The organism is Paracoccus tibetensis, assembly GCF_900102505.1.
Lineage (GTDB): Bacteria > Pseudomonadota > Alphaproteobacteria > Rhodobacterales > Rhodobacteraceae > Paracoccus > Paracoccus tibetensis.
Genome location: NZ_FMVT01000006.1, coordinates 1 through 17449 on the forward strand (window position 1 = coordinate 1; position 17449 = coordinate 17449).

The window sequence follows — 17449 nt, forward strand, 5'->3', positions numbered from 1 at the left end:
CTTTGCATCCCTGGCGAAATACGCGGTGGCCTTTTTTAAGATGTCACGCTCCTCGGACACCCGCGCCAGCTCCCGCTTCAGTCGCCGGATCTCGGCATCCTTCTCTGTGTCACCCGACACTGCCTTCGCGAACTTGCGCTTCCAGGCATAGAGCGAGTGCGTGCTCACACCGAGCCGCTCCGAAACCTCCTTCGCCGGATAACCCCGTTCCGTGATCTGCGCGACAGCATCGCGCTTGAAGTCGTCAGTGAAATTCCCCGTGCCCATCATGGCCTCCTTGCCTCAAAGCTAGCGAAGAAGGCGTCCACGAAACATGGGGCTATTCAAACTGCCCAAGTCCAGACCTGCGAGAACTCTTCTGCTTGGATTGGATCAGAGGACAGGTAGGCCAATGCCAGGCGTTCGAAGTAGGTGCCCTTCGTTCGTTCATCGACAGCGGCTTCGCGGTAGGGAGTCAGAAGGGCATCTATGGAAGGCATGGCAGGGGTCTCGATAGTACAACTCCGAGAAGTAATGACACTTTGCTGTAAAGATTTCAGCCATTTGTCAGCTTGAAGTTTCACGTTTGGAGGGAGCACAAAGTCGGAATCTGCCGCAGGCTAAAGACTGACGTAAGGAGCAGAGATCAGCCACGAAATCTAGCTTTTCTCGTAGTTGTCTTGTAGTGCTGGGTAGGGTCATGCGTATGCCGCTACAACAATCCACGGCGCTCGAATCTGCAGTTGATGTGCAGTTTCCGGCCGTTTCGCCTATAAGATGCAACGATATCAATAAATTATGGCGGAGAGGGTGGGATTCGAACCCACGGAACCCTTGCAGGCTCAACGGTTTTCGAGACCGCCCCGTTCGACCACTCCGGCACCTCTCCGCGCTCTTGGGTGGTGAGGCGGGGATTTAGAGAGGTGGGGGTTGAAGCGCAAGAGGCAATTTCCGAAAACGGGGAGGCAGCGACAGAAAATCAACCGAAAGGCACCTCATGCTGATCATGCTTGGACTTGCGGCCTGCCTCGGCTTCGGAGCCCCCGAGGCGCGGGCGGTCGATCCGGCAGGCGGGGCGCGCCTCCATGCCGCCTCGCAGCACGCCACGCTCGAGCGGCGGGTCTGGGACGCCCTCGGGCTGGAGGCGATGGTGCCCATCCTGCGCGAGGAGGCCGTGCGCGAGGCCGAGACGCTGGAGGCCGAGGGGCTGGTCGCGCCGGGCGGCATTCCTTGGGCGCGGACCGTGGCGCAGATCCATGCGCCGGACCGGCTGCGCCGCGCCTTCGAGGAGAGCCTGGGGCAGGGCGCCGCGCTGTTGGACCCCGCGCTTCTGGACGAGGCGCTCGGCTTTTACGAGACGGGGCCGGGCGGGCGGCTCGTGCAGCTAGAGGTTTCGGCGCGGCAGGCGATGTTGGAGCCCGAGGTTGAGGATGCGGCGCGCGCCCGCTTCGCCGAGGCCGACCTGGCGCAGGCCCCGCGCGCCCTGCTGATCCGGCGCCTGATCGACGAGGCGGACCTTCTGGCGCCGAACGTGGCGACGGGCATGAACGCCTCGGTCGCCTTCTCGCAGGGTTTCGCCGAGGGCGGGGGTTTCGACATGCCGCCCACGATGGACGAGCTGCTGGCCGAGGCCTGGGGGCAGGAGGCGCAGATCGAGGCCGAGGCCGAGGCGTGGATGCAGGCCTTCCTGATGCTGGCCTACTCGCCCCTCAGCGACGCCGAGATCGAGGACTACCTGTCCTTCGCCAGCTCGCGCGCGGGACGGGCGCTGTCGGACCTTCTGTTCGCGGGCTTCGACACGGTCTTCGTGCAGACCTCGCGCGAGATGGGACTGGCCGCCGCGATGCGCGACGACGGCCAGTCGCTGTGAGCCTGCTGCTGGTCGGACTGCTCGCACGTCCCGAGATGCTGGCGGCGCTGGATCTGCAAGGCGTGCCGGCGACCCTGAAAGGCCGCCTTCAGGGCGGAGCCCGGGCCGGGATCGACGCGGGCGGCTGGCCACGCCTGGCCGATGGGCCGGAGGCGCTGCCCGCCGTTCAGGTCGGCGCCAACGCGGCGCTGGCGCGCTATGCCGAGGTGATGGGGGTGCCGGAGCGCGAGGTGAACGGGCGACGAGTGCTTGGCGCCTCGGCCGGTCCGCGGGCGGAGGGCGCGGGCGCGCCGCTGCCGCAGCAGGCCCGGCTTGCGGCCGAGATCGCCCGGCAGATCCTGAAGGCGCCTGCGGGCCTTCCCGCCGCAGAGCTGGCCGGACGCCTGCCGATGATCGGCACCTGGGCGGCCAGTCGCCTGCGCGCGGCGGCGGGCGCGGCCTCGGGCGGCGAGATCGTGCGGCGGCGGGCGGCGGACGAGGTCGAGCTGCATGACGACGCCGAGCCCTTCACCGGCTATTTCGCGCTGCGCCGGCCGATCCTCCGCCACAGCCGGCACGACGGGGGCTGTTCGCCCCGGCTCAGCCGCGAGGTCTTCATGATGGGCGATGCGGTGGTCGTGCTGCCTTGGGACCCGCGCCGGGACCGCGTCCTGCTGATCGAGCAGTTCCGCGCCGCCCCGCTGCTGCGCGCCGATCCCCAGCCCTGGATGCTGGAGGCGGTCGCGGGCCGCGTCGATGCGGGCGAGACGCCCGAGGAGGCGGCCAATCGCGAGGCGCGCGAGGAGGCCGACCTGGCCCTGTCGCGGCTGATCCCCGTGCTGGGCACCTATCCCAGCCCCGGCGCGGTGGGCGAGTTCCACTATCACTATGTCGGGATCGCCGACCTGCCGGACGGGACGGGGGGCATCCACGGCCTTGCCGAGGAGGCCGAGGACATCCGCGGCCACCTGCTGCCCCGCCACCGGCTGGAGGAGATGGTCCTGGCAGGGCAGATCCCGAACGGCCCGCTGGCGATGATCGTGCTTTGGCTGCGCGCCGAAGCGGAGCAACTCCGCAAGGCGCTGGAGCCCTAGTCGGGTGACAGCTCGACGTGTTTCAACGCGAAGCAGCTTGCGACGGCAAAACAGAACCAGAAGCTGAAACCGATGATTTCGACATAGTCCTCGGGGATGTGACCGAGGGCGAGCATGTCTTCGACACCCGCCACGGCAAGCGCGACCAGCGCAATCACAAGCAGCGGAAACGGAGTCGTTCGCACAGCCTCCCGGTACTTGGTCAGCGAAAAGACCAGCGCGGCCGCATAGACGAGATAGACGTGCGTTTCCGTCAAGCGCCAATGGAAGAACCAAGCGGATTCGTGCAGCATCAGAAGGTCGTCGAGACCCATCACGAAGGTCAGCAGGCCGAACACCAGGCAGAAGCGGAAGGACGGGCTCCGGGGCGCGTGATCCGAGAAGGCGCTAAAGATCATGATTGCGCCGGAGGCAATCAGCAGCGTCGCGGTGAGCCCCTCTAGGATCCCGTAGTAGAAAGGCTGGCCGGCGATCGCATTGGCGTCGCGATAGAGCAGGCTCGGCTCGATCCCCGTGCGGCCCAGGATGCAAAGGTTGACCATGAGGAACAGGAGGCAGATGCTGATCGCGACCACGCTCCAGATGAGGCTGCCTGATCGACTGCTCGGCGCAAATGCCGCACTGGTGCTATCGGCCATCAACTCACTCCTTGTCATTTAAATGCTGCATAATCCGCGCTAGGCGGAGCCGCCGGTTCCGGCGGCGCAATATGTATGTCATATTATTGTCATCTTCCCTTCGCAGACATTTGCATTCCTTGCAACACTCGCGGATCACAGCCTCGGTTGATCAGCCGGGCGAGGCATCACCGGAGGGCGCAGTCGGCCGGTCCCCGCGCGTCTTGATCGGAAGCGAGCCGGTGCCGGGGTTGCTCCCCGGCATGCGGCATGTGTAGGTATCCGGGTCTTGGGAGCCACCCGAACGAAAGGTCTGATGGCCATGCGAATTTGCTCTGATCTGGCCGACACGATCGGCAACACCCCCCTCATCCGCCTGAACCGCGTCAGCGAGGAGACGGGCTGCGAGATCCTCGGCAAGGCCGAGTTCATGAATCCCGGCCAGTCGGTGAAGGACCGCGCCGCGCTCTACATCATCAAGGACGCGGTGGCGCGGGGCGTGCTGCGCCCGGGCGGCACCATCGTCGAGGGCACGGCGGGCAATACCGGCATCGGGCTGGCGCTGGTCGGCGCCTCGATGGGCTTTCGCAGCGTCATCGTGATCCCCGAGACGCAGAGCCAGGAGAAGAAGGACATGCTGCGCCTGGCCGGCGCGACGCTGGTCGAGGTTCCGGCAGCGCCCTACAAGAACCCCAACAACTACGTCCGCTATTCGGGCCGCCTTGCCGAGGCGCTGGCGCGGACCGAGCCCAATGGCGCGATCTGGGCGAACCAGTTCGACAACACCGCCAACCGGCAGGCGCATGTGGAAACCACCGGCCCAGAGATCTGGGAGCAGACCGGCGGCAAGGTGGACGGCTTCGTCTGCGCGGTCGGCACCGGCGGCACGCTGGCGGGCGTCGCGGACGTGCTGCAACCCAAGGGCGTCAAGATCGGCCTGGCCGATCCCGAGGGCGCGGCGCTGCACAGCTTCTACACCACCGGCGAGTTCGACAGCCCCGGCTCCTCGATCACCGAAGGCATCGGGCAGGGGCGCATCACCGCGAACCTTCAGGGCTTCACGCCGGACTTCAGCTGGCGCATCTCTGACGCCGAGGCGCTGCCGATCGTCTTCGATCTCTTGCAGGACGAGGGGCTCTGCCTCGGCGGCTCGTCGGGGATCAACATCGCGGGCGCGGTCCGCATGGCGCGCGAGATGGGGCCGGGCCACCGCATCGTCACGATCCTGTGCGATTACGGCACGCGCTATCAGACCAAGCTCTACAATCCCGACTTCCTGCGCGCCAAGGGCCTGCCGGTGCCCGAATGGCTGACCGCCGCCGCGCCGCCCCTGCCGGAAGTCTTCGAAGGGTAATCCATGCTGCGACACCTGGTTGCCGCCGTCCTTCTGGCGGTCCTGACGATCATGGCCGCGCCTCTGGCCGCCCAGCAGAGCCCGCAGGTCAACTACCAGACCTGGGAGGTGGTGGCCGAGCGGGCCGAGGCGCTGACCACCTCGCCGCAGGCGCCGAATGCCGAGCTGGCTCAGACCCGCGCGCGGATCGCGGACTGGCGCGACCGGCTTCAGGCCGGCACCACCGTAAACGCGGACCGGATCGCGACGCTGCGCAACCAGATCGACGCGCTCGGCCCGCCGCCCGCCGAGGGCGAGACCGAGGCCGAGGAGGTGGCCGCCCGCCGGGCCGAGCTGAACCAGCAGCTGGCGACGGCGCAGGCGCCGCGCATGGCGGCGGCCGAGGCGGTCAGCCGCGCCAATTCGATCATCTCGCAGATCGACGAGGTGATCCGCCAGCGGCAGGCCTTGGAACTGGCCAAGCAGTCGCCCTCGCCGCTGCTGCCGCCCAGCTGGGGCGCGGGCCTGCGCGACGCGGCCGCCCTGATCGAGGGTGTCGGCGCCGAGGTGGCGCTGCAGAATGCCGGCCCTGAGCTTTGGCCGCAGCTGCGCCCGCAGCTTCCCCTGGTGCTGGGCTACCTGGTCGCGGCGATCCTGCTGCTGACGCTCGGCCGGCAATGGGTCGACTCGCTGCCCTCGCGCCTCTCGGTGCGCGCCTCCGAACATTCCCGCGCGGTGGTGACCTTCGTCGTCTCGCTCGGGCAGATCGCGATCCCGATGCTGGGGGTCTATCTCGGCATCAGCGCCATCCAGGCGACGGGCCTGCCGGGGCCCTGGACCACGCCCTTCCTCAACGCGCTGCCGATGTCGGCGGTGATCCTCTTCGGCGGGCTGTGGCTGGCCCGCGCGCTGCTGCCGCGCAAGGCGATCAACTACACCTCGCTGCAGATGCCCGAGGAGCGGCGCGTCTCGGCCGCCCGCGTCGTCGTCGCGCTGACCGTGCTTGTCGCGGTCCATCACCTGCTGACCCGGGCCGTTCTGCCGCTGTCGGGCCTTTACGAGCGGGGCGAGGCGCAGGTCGGCCGCGTGCCGCTGCAGATCACCGAAGCCGGCGCCGGCGTCTGGCACTTCCTGCTGATCCTGCCTGCGGCGGCCTTCATGTTCCGCCTCGGCAACATCCTGCGGCGCCTGACCCGCGAGGCGGTGACGCAGGATCTGTCCTACCGGCACTGGATCATGGCCTGGGCGGGCGAGCTGACGCGGATCGTGGGGCCGCTGGCAGTGATCGTGACGGCCGCCGGCTATGTCAACATGGGCAACCTGATGGCATGGCCCTGGCTCTACTCGCTGGCGCTGGTGGCGCTACTGATCCTTCTGCAGGATTTCATCGCGGACCTGTCGAACATGGTCCAGCACGGCGCCGAGGGCGCGCGCGAGGGGCTGGCGGCGCTGCTGGTGGGCTTCGCGCTGATCCTGCTGTCGGTGCCGCTGTTCCTGATGATCTGGGGCGCCTCGACGACCGAGCTGCTGGAATACTGGCGGCGGTTCCTGACCGGCATCAGCCTCGGCGGCGTCACCCTGTCGCCAAGCGCGATCCTGACCTTCCTCATCGTCTTCGCGGTCGGCTTCCTGCTGACGCGGGGCCTGCAGGGGATGATGCGCAGCTCGATCCTGCCGAAGACGCGGCTGGACCTTGGCGGGCAGAACGCGGTCGTGTCGGGCCTTGGCTATGTCGGCATCGTGCTGGCGGGGCTTCTGGCGGTCACCTCGGCCGGGATCGACCTCTCGGCCTTCGCCATCGTCGCGGGGGCGCTGTCGCTCGGGATCGGCTTCGGGCTTCAGAACATCGTGTCGAACTTCGTCTCGGGCATCATCCTGCTGATCGAGCGCCCGGTGAGCGTCGGCGACTGGATCAGCGCGGGCGGCCAGCAGGGGATCGTCAAGAAGATCTCGGTCCGCTCGACCCTGGTCGAGACCTTCGACAAGACCGAGGTGGTGGTCCCGAACAGCGACCTGATCAGCCAGCCGGTGACCAACTGGACGCGGCACAACAAGATCGGACGCATCATCATCCCGGTCGGCGTCGCCTATGGCAGCGACACCCGCAAGGTCGAGCGGGTACTGCGCGAGATCGCCGAGGATCACCCGCTGGTCGCCATCGACCCGCCGCCCGCGATCCTCTTCCGCGCGCTCGGGCCGGATTCGCTGGATTTCGAGGTGCGCGCGATTCTGGCCGATGTCGGCACGGGCATCGCGGTCACCTCGGACCTCTTGCACGCGATCGTGCTGCGCTTCGGCGAGGAGGGGATCGAGATCCCCTTCGCGCAGCGCGACATCTGGCTGCGCAATCCCGAGGCGCTGCCCGGCGGGCGCGAACATCGCGGCGCGCCGCGCGAGGCGGCTGCGGGGGGCCGGGCGCCCGATCCGCTGCTGACCCGCGACGACGCGCACGAGCTGCCGGGCCTGCCCGATTCCGAGGGCGAGGCGGGCGGGCCGGATCGCTGAACCCGAGGCTGGATGGGGGCGCTGCCCCCGTCCCTGCGGGACTCCCCCGGGATATTTCTGCACAGAAGATGGGAAGGACGCGCGCTCAGGCGGCGATGCGGGGCGCTTCCTCGGGGTCGTTGCCGTCATCGGGCAGCCCCTCGCGCGAGAGCATGACGGCGACCGGGCGCAGCCAGGGCACATGGGCGCAGACGATCATCAGCGCCACCATGATGGGCACGGCGAGGAACATGCCGGGGATGCCCCAGATCAGCGCCCAGAAGGCCAGCGACAGGATGATCCCGAAGCTGGACAGGCGCAGCGTCTGGCCCAGCAGCATCGGGTCGATCACGTTGCCGATCACGAACTGCACCGCCGAGATCCCGAGGCCGATGACCAGCGTCAGCGTCGTGTCGCCGCTGAGCACGAAGACCAGGATCGTCGCGATCACGGTGGCGATGATCGAGCCGACCGAGGGGATGAAGTTCAGGATGAAGGTCAGAATCGCCACGGCCGCCGCCAGCTCCAGCCCGGCCGCGCGGAAGATCAGCCAGACGATGATCGAGGTCACCGCGCTGACGCCCGTCTTGACGACAAGGTAGCGGTTCACCCGGTGCATGATCGAGGCGATGATGCGCCGCACCTGCACCGCCTTGACCGGGTCCTCGGTCAGCCGCTCGACCTTCAGGGGGAACCAGACCCGCTCGGCGAACATAAAGCCCACGAAGAGGATCACCAGCACGCTGCCCTGCAGGATGCCCGAGGCCTGGCCCGCAAGCGAGCGGATCCAGCCGGTGATGTCGAAGCCGGTCAGCACCAGCATGATCCGCTCCTGCGCCTCGGGGCCGAGCCGCTCGGTCAGGGCGGGCAGGGCGGCCTGCGCGCGCTCGGCATAGGTGATGGCGAGGAAGACGATCTCGTTGACCTGCGCGACGATGGTGGTCGAGACCCACAGAAGGCCGAGCGCGATCCCGATCAGCGCCAGCGTGGTGGCCAGCCAGCTCGGCACCTTCAGCCGGGTCGAGATGGCGTGGATCGCGTCCGAGGTCAGGGAAAACAGGATGATGGCGATGGCCAGCGCGATCAGGATGAAGCGCGCCTGCACCAGCATGAAGAGAAGAAGCGCGAAGGCGACGATACCCAGAAAGCCCGTCTGCAGCCGCTCGCGCAGCACGGTCTCGTTCGATTGATCCACCGTCGTCCTCTGATCCAGCAACGTCATGAAAAACCCGGCCTCGCGGGGCCGGGTTCATCCTGTCAGTCTTCCGCCTCGCCCGTCAATGGCCCGGCCGGCGGCGCGCTTTCGGCCGCAGCCTCCAGCACCTCGGCCTCGGCCTGCTCGGCGATGCGGGCGACCGAGACGACCGTCTCGCCATTGGTGGTGTTGAAGACCCGCACCCCGCCCGCGGTGCGCGAGCGGAAGCTGATCCCGTCCACCGGCACCCGGATCGACTGGCCGGTCGAGGTCGCCAGCATGATCTGGTCGTCCATCTCGACCGGGAAGGCGGCGACCAAGGGGCCGCCCCGCATCGCGCGGTCCATCGCCATCACGCCCTGGCCCCCGCGCCCGCGCACCGGGTAGTCGTGGCTCGAGCTGATCTTGCCGGCCCCGCGTGCGGTGATGGTCAGGATCAGGTCCTCGCGCGCCGACATCTCGGCGTAGCGGTCCTGGGTGATGGTGCCTTCGACGGTCTCCTCGTCCTCGTCCGCCTCGGCCCCGTCGTCGAGCGCGCCCGCGACCGCGCGGCGCATCTTGAGATAGGCCGCGCGCTCGGCCGGGTCGGCCTCGAAGTGGCGGATCACGGCCATGCTGACGACGCTGTCATCCTCGGCCAGCCGGATGCCGCGCACGCCGGTCGAGCTGCGGCTTTGGAACACGCGCAGGTCGGTGGCGCGGAAGCGGATCGCGCGGCCGCGCGCCGTCATCAGGATGATGTCGTCATCGTCCGTCGCCAGACGCACCCCGATCAGGCTGACGCCCTCGGGCAGCCGCATGGCGATCTTGCCGTTGCGCATGATGTTGGTGAAGTCCGACAGCGCGTTGCGGCGCACGTCCCCGCCCGAGGTGGCGAAGACGACGTGGTAGCGGTCCCATTCAGTTTCCGGGGCGTCCATCGGAAGCAGCGCGGCGATCGAGACGCCCGGGTCGATGGGCAGGATGTTGACGATCGCCTTGCCCTTCGAGGTCCGCCCGCCGAGCGGCAGCCGCCAGGTCTTGAGGCGGTAGACCATCCCGTCCGTGGTGAAGAACAGCAGCTCGGTATGGGTGTTGGCCACGAAGAGCGTGGTGACCACGTCGTCTTCCTTGGTCGCCATGCCCGACAGGCCCTTGCCGCCGCGGCGCTGGCTGCGGAACTCGGCCAAGGCGGTGCGCTTGATGTAGCCGCCCGAGGTGATGGTGACGACCATGTCCTCGCGCTCGATCAGGTCCTCGTCCATCATGTCGCCGGACCAGTCCACGATCTCGGTGCGGCGCGGCACGGCGAACAGCTCGCGCACCTCGCGCAGCTCGTCCGAAATGATGCCCATGATCCGCTCGCGCGAGGCGAGGATCGCCAGGTAGTCGCGGATCGACTCGGCCAGCGATTGCAACTCGTCCGTGACCTCCTTGACGCCGATCTGGGTCAGGCGTTGCAGGCGCAGGTCCAGGATCGCGCGGGCCTGCACCTCGGACAGGTTGTAGGTGCCGTCCTCGTTGACCGGGTGCAGCGGGTCGTCGATCAGCCGCAGGTATTCCACGATCTCATGCGCGGGCCAGCGGCGGGACATCAGCTTCTCGCGCGCCTCGGGCGCGTCCGCCGAGGCGCGGATGGTCGCCACCACCTCGTCCACGTTGCTGACGGCGACGGCGAGACCGCAGAGCACGTGGCTGCGCTCGCGCGCCTTGCGCAGCTCATAGGCGGTGCGGCGGGCGACGACTTCCTCGCGGAACGAGATGAAATGCGTGAGGAAGTCGCGCAGGGCCAGCTGCTCGGGCTTGCCGCCGTTCAGCGCCAGCATGTTGCAGCCGAAGGTCGTCTGCAGCGAGGTGAAGCGGAAGAGCTGGTTCAGCACCACGTCGGGCGTGGCGTCGCGGCGCAGCTCGACCACCACGCGCACGCCATGCCGGTCGGATTCGTCCTGAACCGAGGAGATCCCCTCGACCCGCTTCTCCTTGGCCAGCTCGGCGATCCGCTCGATCAGGGTGGACTTGTTCACCTGATAGGGGATCTCGTCCACGACGATGGCGAAACGGTCCTTCCTCGGCTCCTCGATGTGGGTGCGGGCGCGAATGGTGACGCTGCCGCGACCCTCCAGATAGGCCTTGCGCGCGCCCGAGCGGCCGAGGATCGTGGCGCCGGTCGGGAAGTCGGGGCCGGGGATGATTTCCAGCAGGCGCTCGGTCGGCAGGTCGGGATTGTCGATCAGCTCGAGCGTCGCGTCGATCACCTCGCCGAGGTTGTGGGGCGGGATGTTCGTCGCCATGCCGACCGCGATGCCGCCCGCGCCGTTGACCAGCATGTTCGGGAAGCGCGCCGGCAGGACGGTCGGCTCGCGGTCCTTGCCGTCGTAGTTGTCCTGGAAGTCGACCGTGTCCTTGTCGATGTCCATGAGAAGGTAGTTCGCGACCTTCTCCATCCGGACCTCGGTATAGCGCATGGCGGCCGCGGAATCGCCGTCCATGCTGCCGAAGTTTCCCTGCCCGTCCAGAAGCGGCAGCGACATGGAGAAATCCTGCGCCATCCGCACCAGGGCGTCATAGATCGCGCTGTCGCCGTGGGGGTGGTACTTGCCCATCACGTCCCCGACCGAGCGCGCAGATTTGCGATAGGGCTTGTCCGAGGTGTTGCCGCTCTCGTTCATCGCATAGAGGATGCGGCGGTGCACCGGCTTCAGCCCGTCGCGCAGGTCGGGCAGGGCGCGGCTGACGATCACCGACATCGCGTAGTCGAGATACGAGGTCCGCATCTCGCTGCTGATGTCGATCACCGGGCCGTCGTGATGCATCACCACCCGTGTCGCGGCCGTGTCCGTCTCGCCGGTGTCGGGGGTTTCGGGCAGATCGTCTTCTGGTGTGTCAGCCACGGGCAGTCCTCAACATCTTGTTGAAACCCGGTATAGCCGATGGCCGGGGCAGGGGCAATGAAACCCCGCCCGAAAGCCCGTGCTCGCGGTGTTTTGCGCGCCGTTCAGCCGCGCCGCGCGGCCAGCAGCCAGACCCCGGCCAGCCCGGCCGAGAAGAGCGCGTTCCAGCCCGCCATCGAAACGCCTAGAAAGCTCCACGCGATCTCGTCGCAGCGCACGACCGGGGCCGATTGCAGGCGCGTCATCAGCTCCTGCGCAGACATGCGGGCGAAATCGCCGACCGAGCCCGAGCAGTGCGACGGCCCGGCCCACCAGGTCATCTCGACGCCGACATGGTAGATCGCAAGCCCCACCGCCGCGCCTGCCGCCGCCATCCCGAGCGGCGCCAGCAGCCGCGTCCGGCCGGTCAGCCAGACCAGCCCGCCAAGCGCCACGGCCGCCACATGCGGCCAGCGCTGCAGCACGCACAGCTCGCAGGGCGCGTAGCCCGCCGCCTGGAAGGCCAGCGCCGCGATCAGCAGGAAGGCCGAGCCGGCGGCCGCCAGGATCGAGAGTTGCGTGCCGCTCATAGATACCTCAGCGCCGCGAAGCCGCCCACGAGGGCGATCATGAACAGGGTGAAGACAAGGCCGAGCCGCTGCTCGATGAAGCTCTTGATGGGCGATCCGAAGCGCCACAGCAGGCCCGCCACGATGAAGAAGCGCAGCGCCCGGCCGAGGATCGAGACGGCGATGAACAGCGGCAGCGACAGGCCGGCCGCGCCCGAAAAGATGGTGATGACCTTGAACGGGAAGGGCGTGACGGCAGCGATCAGCACCGCCCAGCCCCCGTATTCGGCGAAACGTGCGGCCAGGTCGGCATAGGCGGCCTCCTTGCCGTAGGCGGTCAGCACCCATTGCCCGACCGTGTCCATCAGCGCCGCCCCGATCCAGTAGCCGAGAAGCGCGCCAAGGACCGAGCCGACCGTCGCGATGGTGGCGATGATGAAGGCCCGCTGCCGGCGCGCCAGCACCATCGGGATCATCAGCACGTCCGGCGGGATCGGAAAGACCGAGCTTTCCACGAAGCTGACCGAGAAGAGCGAGGCGTCGGCATGGCGGTGCCCCGCCAGTCCCATGGTCCAGTCGTAAAGCCTGCGCAGCATGTCAGCCCCTTTCGTGCCTTTCGCGGTGCTTCCCCCCGGGCGTTCCGCGCGTCAAGCCCCTCCCGCGCCTGTCGCGGCGCTGTGATCGCCGGAACTGCCCGCCCGGCCGGGCGTTCCGCATCATCTTCAGGCACATCCGGGGGGATTTGGCACATGCAGTGGCGGGGCAGGCGGGGCAGCCGGAACGTCGTGGACCGGCGCCGCGCGGGCGGGATGGGCGCGGCGGGCGGCCTTGGGATCGCAGGGACGCTGGCCGTCCTGGCCTTCGGCTATTTCTTCGGCATCGACGTGAGCCCGCTGCTCCAGGATCAGGGGCGCGGCGCCGGCACCGGCGAGCTGACGCAGCGCGACGAGGATTGGGGGCAGTTCGTTTCGGTCGTCCTCGCCGATACCGAGGAGGTCTGGCAGCCCGTGCTCCGCGACCAGGCGGGGCTGACCTACGAGGACCCGCAGCTCGTCCTCTTCCGCGGCGTGGTGCAGTCGGCCTGCGGCGGGGCCTCCTCGGCGATGGGGCCGTTCTACTGCCCGGGCGACCAGCGCGTCTATCTGGACACGGACTTCTTCGACATGATGGCCGAGCGGATGGGCGCGGGCGGCGATTTCGCCGCCGCCTATGTCATCGCCCACGAGGTCGGCCACCATGTCCAGAACCTGACCGGCACCCTCGCCGAGGTGAACCGCCAGCGCGGCCGCCTGCCCGAGGCCGAGGCGAACCGCCTCTCGGTCGCGACCGAGCTGCAGGCCGACTGCTATGCCGGCATCTGGGCCCGGCAGGCGCAGGAACGATTCGGCACGCTCGACGTTGGTGACCTTGAAGAGGCCATGCGGGCGGCCGAGGCTGTCGGCGATGACGTGATCCAGGCCAGCGCGGGCCGCACGCCGATGCCGGACAGCTTCACCCACGGCACGGCCGCGCAGCGCCAGACCTGGCTGATGCGCGGCTTTCAGTCCGGCGACATGGCCCAGTGCGACACATTCGGCGCGCGCGATCTGTGACGCGCCGCCACCGACCCGGAGGATGAGATGACCCTGATCGTGAGCCTTGTCGGGCTGCTGACAGCCCTTGGACTGACGCTTGCCGTGGGCGCGCCGCGGCCCCGCCGCGTGCCGGTGCGCGTGCGGCGGCGCTAGCGCGGCAGGCGCGGCGCCCGGCCATGCTCCAGCGTGGCCCAGGCCGGCCACCAGCCCAGCCATTCCAGCAGCACCAGCAGCAGCGCGGCGCCGATGACGCCGAAGACCACCATGACCATCCTGGCGCTCGGGGGATTTCGCACCCATTTGACCGCTCTGAGCAGCCAGACCATGTTGTTCATTCCCGCTCCCGCGACTAAGTGCTTGGGCAAGACCTAAAGACGCCGCGCCGAAACTCAAGAGCCCGACCTTGCCCCATCACCAGGACAGCCGCGACCTTCCCTACAGCGCGCGGCAGATGTACGACCTTGTCGCCGATATCGAGAGCTATCCGCAGTTCCTGCCCTGGAACAGCGCCGCCCGCATCCGAACGCGCCGCGAGACACCCGAGGGCGCCGAGGAGGTGGCGGCCGATCTGGTCATCAGCTTCAAGGTCTTCCGCGAGCGCTTCGGCAGCCGCGTCCTCCTCTGGCCCGAGGACGAGGACGGGCTGCTGCGCATCGACACGGAATATCTGGACGGTCCGTTCAAGTACATGCGCAGCGGCTGGACCTTCCGCGACCGCCCCGAGGGCGGCTGCCACGTGGACTTCTTCGTCGATTTCGAGTTCCGCAACGCGATCCTGCAGCGCCTGATCGGCGTCGTCTTCACCGAAGCGATGCGCCGGATCGTCCGCGCCTTCGAGGAACGCGCCCGAACACTTTATTCCTGAAGGAGACGCCATGCTGCCCGACGCTCCGCACCGCCCTGACCTGATGCCGGCCAAGACGGTCTATGCCCTCTACGCCATCGGCTACCTGGTGGCGCTGACGACGGTGGCCGGGGTCATCTACGCCTATCTGACGCGCGGCAAGGACCCGCTGCTCGACAGCCATTTCGACTTCCAGATCCGCACCTTCTGGATCAGCCTCGCGATCGCGGCCCTCGCCTTCGCAACGATGGTCCTCGGCATCGGTTTCCTCATCTGGATCTTCCTGGCGATCTGGGGCCTTCTTCGCACCGTCTCCGGCTTCCTGCTCGCCCATGAGGGCAAGCCAATCACCGGCACCCGCCATTTCGGCATGATCGCCTACTGAGCCGTCTTCTTCTTCATTTGCATATCCCGGGGGTCCGGGGGCAGAGCCCCCGGCCGTCGCGGGACGCAAATCAACTCAAGGCAGCCCGCAGCGCCTCCGCCCGGTCCGTCCGCTCCCAGGTGAAGGCGGTGGCGCCGTTCAGCGGGTGCGGCGCGCGGCCGAAATGGCCGAAGGTCGCGGTCGGGCGATAGATCGGATGCAGCAGGTCCAGATCGCGGATGATCGCGAAGGGCCGCAGGTCGAACACCTCGCGCACCGCGTCCACGATCCGGGCCACCGGCACCGTCTCGGTCCCGAAGCAGTTCAGGCTGATCGAGGTCGGCTCGGCCACGCCGATCGCGTAGCTCACCTGGATCTCGCAGCGGCTCGCCAGCCCTGCGGCGACGATGTTCTTGGCGACCCACCGCCCCGCATAGGCCGCCGAGCGGTCCACCTTGGACGGGTCCTTGCCCGAGAACGCGCCGCCGCCGTGGCGCGCCATGCCGCCATAGCTGTCCACGATGATCTTGCGCCCGGTTAGGCCGCAGTCGCCCACCGGCCCGCCGATGACGAACTTGCCCGTGGGGTTGACGAAGTACTTGGTGGCGTCCGACAGCCACTCGGCCGGCAGGACCGGCTTGATGATCTCTTCGATCACCGCCTCGCGCAGGTCGGACAGCGCGATCTCGGGGCTGTGCTGGGTGGACAGCACGACCGCGTCGATCCCCTCGGGCCGGCCGTCCGCGTCGTAGCGCAGCGTGACCTGCGACTTTGCGTCCGGGCGCAGCCAAGGCAGGGTGCTGTCGCGGCGGACCTTGCTCTGCCGCTCGACCAGGCGGTGGGCATAGGTGATGGGCGCGGGCATCAGCACGTCGGTCTCGTCCGAGGCATAACCGAACATGAGGCCCTGATCCCCGGCCCCCTGCTCTTCGAGGTTCGCGCGGTCAACCCCTTGATTGATCTCAGGAGACTGCTTGCCGATGATGTTGATGACCGAGCAGGTCGCCCCGTCGAAGCCGACATCGGACGAGGTGTAGCCGGTGTCGTTGATGACCCCGCGCACGATCGCTTCCAGATCGACCCATGCGCTCGTCGTGATCTCGCCCGAGATGATCGCCACCCCGGTCTTGACCATCGTCTCGCAGGCGACGCGGGCGCGCGGGTCCTCGGCCAGGATCGCGTCGAGGATCGCGTCGCTGATCTGGTCGGCGATCTTGTCGGGATGGCCCTCGGAGACGGATTCCGAGGTAAAAAGCGAATATTCGGTCATGGGATCAATACCGGTAGTGGTCGGACTTGAACGGGCCTTCCGGCGTCACGCCGATATAGGCCGCCTGCTCGGGCGAAAGCGTCGAGAGCTTTGCGCCGATCTTCTCCAGGTGCAGCCGCGCCACCTTCTCGTCCAGCGCCTTGGGCAGGATGTAGACGCCGGGCTTGTAGTCCTCGCCCTTGGTCCACAGCTCGATCTGCGCGAGCACCTGGTTGGTGAAGCTGGCCGACATCACGAAGGACGGGTGCCCGGTCGCATTCCCCAGGTTCAGCAGGCGCCCTTGACTGAGCAGGATGATCCGGTTGCCCGAGGGCATCTCGATCATGTCCACCTGGTCCTTGACGTTGGTCCATTTGTGGTTGCGCAGGGCGGCAACCTGGATCTCGTTGTCGAAATGGCCGATATTGCCGACGATCGCCATGTCCTTCATCTCGCGCATATGCTCGAGCCGGATGACGTCGCGGTTGCCGGTCGTGGTGATGAAGATGTCGGCCGTCGCGGCGACGTCTTCCAGAGTCACCACCTCGAAGCCGTCCATCGCGGCCTGAAGGGCGCAGATCGGATCGACCTCGGTCACCTTCACCCGCGCGCCGGCGCCCTGCAGCGAGGCGGCCGAGCCCTTGCCCACATCGCCATAGCCGCAGACGACGGCGACCTTGCCGGCCATCATCACGTCGGTGGCGCGGCGGATGCCGTCGACCAGCGATTCCTTGCAGCCGTACTTGTTGTCGAACTTCGACTTGGTGACGCTGTCGTTCACGTTGATTGCGGGGAAGGGCAGCTGGCCCTTCTTCTGCAGGTCATAGAGGCGGTGCACGCCGGTCGTGGTTTCCTCGGACACGCCCACGATCTGGTCGCGCATCCGGGTGAACCAGCCCGGCGACTGCGCCTGCCGCTTGGCGATCTGCGACTTGATGACCGCTTCCTCGTCCGACTGCGGGACCGGGATGATGTCTTCGCCCGCCTCGGCCCGCGCGCCGAGCAGGATGTACAGCGTCGCGTCCCCGCCATCGTCGAGGATCAGGTTCGGCCCCTCGGGGAACAGGAACGAGCGGTCGAGATAGTCCCAATGCTCTTCCAGCGACTGGCCCTTCACCGCGAAAACCGGGATGCCGGCGGCCGCGATGGCGGCGGCGGCGTGGTCCTGGGTCGAGAAGATGTTGCAGGACGCCCACCGGACATCGGCACCGAGCGCGACCAGCGTCTCGATCAGGACGGCGGTCTGGATGGTCATGTGCAGGCTGCCGACGATGCGCGCGCCGGCCAGGGGCTTGGCCGCGCCATATTCGGCACGCAGGGCCATGAGGCCCGGCATCTCGGTCTCGGCGATGTCCAGCTCCTTGCGGCCGAAGCCGGCAAGGGCGATGTCCTTGATGATGTAGTCCGTCACGCGCGGCCCCGTCTTTATCGTCATGCAAATGTTGACAG

Annotated in this window: 15 protein-coding genes, 1 tRNA gene and 1 pseudogene; 7 read left to right on the plus strand and 10 right to left on the minus strand. The window is 67.9% G+C overall.

What is annotated here, in order from left to right:
* Both BLP73_RS09450 and BLP73_RS09455 read right to left on the minus strand, forming a co-directional pair.
* A pseudogene (locus BLP73_RS09450) lies at positions 1 to 267 on the minus strand (transposase); the annotation flags it as partial.
* Between the two features lie 511 nt (positions 268 to 778).
* Positions 779 to 868, minus strand: a tRNA-Ser gene (locus BLP73_RS09455).
* Positions 869 to 976: 108 nt separating this feature from the next.
* On the opposite strand from BLP73_RS09455, the gene BLP73_RS09460 reads away from it, so the two are divergent.
* Complete coding sequence (locus BLP73_RS09460; RefSeq protein WP_090743140.1) at positions 977 to 1849, plus strand: hypothetical protein; 873 nt, start codon at positions 977 to 979, stop codon at positions 1847 to 1849.
* Positions 1846 to 2922: an NUDIX domain-containing protein gene (locus BLP73_RS09465; protein WP_245686618.1), complete on the plus strand. Its 1077-nt coding sequence runs from the start codon at positions 1846 to 1848 to the stop codon at positions 2920 to 2922. Before BLP73_RS09460 ends, BLP73_RS09465 begins: the two co-directional genes overlap by 4 nt.
* On the opposite strand, the gene BLP73_RS09470 is transcribed toward BLP73_RS09465, so the two are convergent.
* Complete coding sequence (locus BLP73_RS09470) at positions 2919 to 3560, minus strand: hypothetical protein (protein ID WP_139165925.1); 642 nt, start codon at positions 3558 to 3560, stop codon at positions 2919 to 2921. The genes BLP73_RS09465 and BLP73_RS09470 overlap by 4 nt on opposite strands.
* Positions 3561 to 3861: 301 nt before the next feature.
* Here BLP73_RS09470 and BLP73_RS09475 point away from each other — a divergent pair, with 301 nt between their 5' ends.
* Positions 3862 to 4893 carry a cysteine synthase A gene (locus BLP73_RS09475; RefSeq protein ID WP_090743871.1) on the plus strand — a complete coding sequence of 344 codons (1032 nt, stop codon included), beginning with the start codon at positions 3862 to 3864 and terminating at the stop codon, positions 4891 to 4893.
* Between the two features lie 3 nt (positions 4894 to 4896).
* Entirely contained in the window at positions 4897 to 7377 is a 2481-nt protein-coding gene (locus tag BLP73_RS09480; protein WP_090743147.1) for a DUF3772 domain-containing protein, read from the plus strand.
* A gap of 85 nt (positions 7378 to 7462) precedes the next feature.
* Here the strand turns inward: BLP73_RS09480 and BLP73_RS09485 are convergent, their stop codons facing one another.
* The 4 genes from BLP73_RS09485 to BLP73_RS09500 all read right to left on the minus strand — a co-directional run bounded on the left by BLP73_RS09485 (position 7463) and on the right by BLP73_RS09500 (position 12565).
* Positions 7463 to 8578 carry an AI-2E family transporter gene (locus tag BLP73_RS09485; RefSeq protein ID WP_090743151.1) on the minus strand — a complete coding sequence of 372 codons (1116 nt, stop codon included), beginning with the start codon at positions 8576 to 8578 and terminating at the stop codon, positions 7463 to 7465.
* Positions 8579 to 8613: 35 nt separating this feature from the next.
* Entirely contained in the window at positions 8614 to 11421 is a 2808-nt protein-coding gene (gyrA, locus tag BLP73_RS09490; protein WP_090743154.1) for a DNA gyrase subunit A, read from the minus strand.
* A gap of 104 nt (positions 11422 to 11525) precedes the next feature.
* Complete coding sequence (locus tag BLP73_RS09495; RefSeq protein ID WP_090743158.1) at positions 11526 to 11990, minus strand: disulfide bond formation protein B; 465 nt, start codon at positions 11988 to 11990, stop codon at positions 11526 to 11528.
* Complete coding sequence (locus BLP73_RS09500; protein ID WP_090743161.1) at positions 11987 to 12565, minus strand: YqaA family protein; 579 nt, start codon at positions 12563 to 12565, stop codon at positions 11987 to 11989. The genes BLP73_RS09495 and BLP73_RS09500 overlap by 4 nt, the downstream gene beginning before the upstream one ends.
* Before the next feature lie 153 nt (positions 12566 to 12718).
* Here BLP73_RS09500 and ypfJ point away from each other — a divergent pair, with 153 nt between their 5' ends.
* Complete coding sequence (gene ypfJ / locus BLP73_RS09505) at positions 12719 to 13561, plus strand: KPN_02809 family neutral zinc metallopeptidase (RefSeq protein WP_090743164.1); 843 nt, start codon at positions 12719 to 12721, stop codon at positions 13559 to 13561.
* 131 nt (positions 13562 to 13692) lie between these two features.
* Here the strand turns inward: ypfJ and BLP73_RS09510 are convergent, their stop codons facing one another.
* Positions 13693 to 13878, minus strand: coding sequence for a hypothetical protein (locus tag BLP73_RS09510; RefSeq protein WP_090743167.1), 186 nt, complete (start codon positions 13876 to 13878; stop codon positions 13693 to 13695).
* Between the two features lie 68 nt (positions 13879 to 13946).
* Here BLP73_RS09510 and BLP73_RS09515 point away from each other — a divergent pair, with 68 nt between their 5' ends.
* Together BLP73_RS09515 and BLP73_RS09520 are read left to right on the plus strand one after the other, a co-directional pair.
* Positions 13947 to 14408, plus strand: a complete 462-nt coding sequence (locus BLP73_RS09515) for a type II toxin-antitoxin system RatA family toxin (protein WP_090743170.1) — start codon at positions 13947 to 13949, stop codon at positions 14406 to 14408.
* Positions 14409 to 14418: 10 nt separating this feature from the next.
* Positions 14419 to 14772: a DUF4870 family protein gene (locus BLP73_RS09520; protein WP_090743173.1), complete on the plus strand. Its 354-nt coding sequence runs from the start codon at positions 14419 to 14421 to the stop codon at positions 14770 to 14772.
* Positions 14773 to 14842: 70 nt separating this feature from the next.
* On the opposite strand, the gene metK is transcribed toward BLP73_RS09520, so the two are convergent.
* Both metK and ahcY read right to left on the minus strand, forming a co-directional pair.
* Positions 14843 to 16021, minus strand: coding sequence for a methionine adenosyltransferase (gene metK, locus BLP73_RS09525; RefSeq protein ID WP_090743176.1), 1179 nt, complete (start codon positions 16019 to 16021; stop codon positions 14843 to 14845).
* Positions 16022 to 16025: 4 nt separating this feature from the next.
* Entirely contained in the window at positions 16026 to 17435 is a 1410-nt protein-coding gene (gene ahcY / locus BLP73_RS09530; RefSeq protein WP_090743874.1) for an adenosylhomocysteinase, read from the minus strand.
* Positions 17436 to 17449 lie beyond the last annotated feature (14 nt).